Genomic DNA, 3,239 nt, shown 5'->3' on the forward strand with positions numbered 1-3,239 from the left:
GGACGATCCCGGACGGCGGCGGGCCGCCGGAGCCGCCCAACTGTGTTTGCCTACATCATCCGCAGGATCATCGCGGCGGCGATTTTGCTGCTGGTCGTCAGCGTGGTCACCTTCGCGATCTTCTTCCTGCTCCCGCGACTCGCCGGAGAGACGGCCGACCAACTGGCCGCCCAGTACATCGGGAAGAACCCGTCGCCCGAGGCGATCGCCGCGGTCAAGCAGAACCTCGGCTTCGACCAGCCGCTGTACACCCAGTACTGGCACTTCCTCAAGGGGCTGGTCAGCGGTGCCGAGTACACGTTCGGCCCGGAACCGGCCACCTGTCACGTGCCCTGCTTCGGCTACTCCTTCAAGAACCACCTGGAGGTCTGGCCCGAGCTGACCAAGCGGATCCCGGTCACCATGTCGCTCGCCGCCGGTGCGGCGGTGCTCTGGCTGGTCTCCGGCGTCGCCACCGGCGTCGTCTCCGCGCTCAAGCCGCGCTCGATCTTCGACCGGCTCTCCATGGGCGTCGCGCTCGCCGGCGTCTCGCTGCCGGTCTTCTTCACCGGCGCGCTGCTGCTCACGCTGTTCAGCTACGAGTGGCCGATCCTGGACAACCTGCAGTACGTGAACTTCACCGACAACCCGCTGATGTGGGCCCGCAACCTGATCCTGCCCTGGATCTCGCTGGCCTTCCTCTACTCCGCGCTCTACGCCCGGCTCACCCGCGCCGGAATGCTGGAGACCATGAGCGAGGACTACATCCGCACCGCCCGGGCCAAGGGCCTGGTCGAGCGCAAGGTCGTCACCCGGCACGGGCTGCGCGCCGCGCTCACCCCGATCGTCACGATCTTCGGCATGGACCTCGGGCTGCTGCTCGGCGGCGCGCTGATCACCGAGCAGGTCTTCTCGCTCCAGGGCGTCGGCCAGTTCGCCGTCCAGGCGATCTCCGACAACGACCTGCCCAAGATCCTCGGCGTCACCCTGCTCGCCGCCTTCTTCATCGTCGCCTGCAACCTCGTGGTCGACCTCCTGTACGCCCTCGTCGACCCCCGGGTGAGGCTCTCGTGACCGACCTCCAGAAGTCCCCGGCGGACGCCGCGCAGACCCCGTCGGGCGACCCCTTCCTCTCGGTCCGCGACCTGCGGATCCACTTCGACACCGACGACGGCCTGGTCCGCTCGGTGGACGGGGTCAGCTTCGACCTCCACAAGGGGCGCACCCTCGGCATCGTCGGCGAGTCCGGCTCCGGCAAGTCCGTCACCTCGCTGGGCATCATGGGCCTGCACCGCTCCAAGCGGGCCCGGATCAGCGGCGAGATCCGGCTGAACGGCGAGGACCTGATCGCGGCCGGCCCGGACCGGGTGCGCCAACTGCGCGGCCGCGACATGGCGATGATCTTCCAGGACCCGCTGACCGCGATGCACCCCTACTACACGGTGGGGCAGCAGATCGTCGAGGCGTACCGGGTGCACCACCCCCAGGCCTCGAAGAAGCAGGCCAGGGCCCGGGCGATCGAGATGCTCGACCGGGTCGGCATCCCGCAGCCCGACCGCCGGGTGGACGACTACCCGCACCAGTTCTCCGGCGGCATGCGCCAGCGCGCCATGATCGCCATGGCGCTGGTCAACGACCCCTCGCTGCTGATCGCCGACGAGCCCACCACCGCCCTGGACGTCACCGTCCAGGCGCAGATCCTGGACCTCATCCGCGACCTCCAGGAGGAGTTCGGCTCCGCCGTCATCATCATCACCCACGACCTCGGGGTGGTCGCCGAGCTGGCCGACGACATCCTGGTCATGTACGGCGGCAAGTGCGTCGAGCGCGGCCCGGCCGAGACCCTCTTCGACGCGCCCGAACACCCCTACACCTGGGGCCTGCTGGGGTCGATGCCGCGGCTGGACCGGGAACTCCAGGACCGGCTGGTGCCGGTCAAGGGCACCCCGCCCAGCCTGATCAACGTGCCGTCCGGCTGCGCCTTCCACCCGCGCTGCCCGTACGCCGACCTGACCGGCGGGCGCTCCACCGGCGAGCTTCCGGTGCTGGCCGAGGCCGCGCCCGGGCACTTCGCGGCCTGCCACCTGGCGGCCGACGAGCGGCACCGCATCTTCGCCGAAGAGATCGCGCCCCGGCTGTGAGCCCGGCCTCGTACCACCTTTCTGGAGAGAACCGATGACGGACACTCAGGCGGCCACGATCCCGTCGCCGGCACCCGCCCCCGGCCGCGAGCCGCTGCTGAAGGTGGCCGGCCTGACCCGGCACTTCCCGATCCGCGGCGGGCTGCTGCGGCGCCAGACCGGCGCGGTGCGGGCCGTCGACGGCATCGACTTCACGGTCAACGCCGGCGAGACCCTGGGCGTCGTGGGCGAGTCCGGCTGCGGCAAGTCGACCATGGGCCGACTGGTCACCCGGCTCGACGAACCGACCGGCGGGACCATCGAGTTCGAGGGCACCGACATCACCCACCTGGGCGTCGGGGCGATGCGGCCGCTGCGCCGCGACATCCAGATGATCTTCCAGGACCCGTACTCCTCGCTGAACCCCCGGCACACCGTCGGCACCATCGTCGGCGCGCCCTTCAAGCTCCAGAACGCGGTGCCGGAGGGCGGGCTCAAGAAGGCCGTCCAGGAACTGCTGGAACTGTGCGGGCTCAGCCCCGAGCACTACAACCGCTACCCGCACGAGTTCTCCGGCGGCCAGCGCCAGCGCATCGGCATCGCCCGGGCGCTCGCGCTGAAGCCGAAGATGATCGTCGCGGACGAGCCGGTCTCCGCGCTGGACGTCTCGATCCAGGCGCAGGTGGTCAACCTGCTGGACGACCTCCAGCAGGAACTCGGGCTGACCTACCTGATCATCGCGCACGACCTCTCGGTGGTCCGGCACGTCTCGGACCGGGTCGCGGTGATGTACCTCGGCAAGATCGTGGAGATCGCCGACCGGGACTCGCTCTACCGCAGCCCGATGCACCCGTACACCAACGCGCTGATGTCCGCCGTGCCCGTCCCCGACCCGCGCCGCCGCCAGCGCGCGGGCCGCGAGCGCATCCTGCTCAAGGGCGACGTCCCCTCGCCGATCAACCCGCCCAGCGGCTGCCGCTTCCGCACCCGGTGCTGGAAGGCGCAGGACGTGTGCGCGAGCCAGGAGCCGCCGCTGACGGTGCTGGCGACCGGGCACCAGGTGGCCTGCCACTTCCCGGAGAACGCTCCGGAGAAGGCGTCGGCCGGCGCCACGGCCTGAGGCCCTCGCACGTACGCAGG

General features: G+C 70.4%; 3 protein-coding genes. All 3 read left to right on the forward strand.

What is annotated here, in order from left to right; translation table 11 throughout:
• Positions 1–42 precede the first annotated feature (42 nt).
• Genes ACWGKU_RS40720 through ACWGKU_RS40730 form a run of 3 tightly spaced genes read left to right on the forward strand, consistent with a single transcriptional unit; the run spans position 43 to position 3,219 of the window.
• Positions 43–1,053 (forward strand): ABC transporter permease, encoded by a 1,011-nt coding sequence (locus ACWGKU_RS40720; RefSeq protein WP_452176988.1) that lies wholly within the window; start codon positions 43–45, stop codon positions 1,051–1,053.
• Complete coding sequence (locus tag ACWGKU_RS40725; RefSeq protein WP_359901503.1) at positions 1,050–2,120, forward strand: ABC transporter ATP-binding protein; 1,071 nt, start codon at positions 1,050–1,052, stop codon at positions 2,118–2,120. Before ACWGKU_RS40720 ends, ACWGKU_RS40725 begins: the two co-directional genes overlap by 4 nt.
• 34 nt (positions 2,121–2,154) lie before the next feature.
• Positions 2,155–3,219 (forward strand): ABC transporter ATP-binding protein, encoded by a 1,065-nt coding sequence (locus ACWGKU_RS40730; protein WP_380538127.1) that lies wholly within the window; start codon positions 2,155–2,157, stop codon positions 3,217–3,219.
• Positions 3,220–3,239: the final 20 nt, after the last annotated feature.

Source organism: Kitasatospora sp. NPDC054768 (assembly GCF_053612025.1).

Coding starts and splice junctions, on each gene's coding strand:
- ACWGKU_RS40730 (WP_380538127.1), top strand. CDS start 2,155: ATGACGGACACTCAGGCGGCCACGATCCCGTCGCCGGCACCCGCCCCC.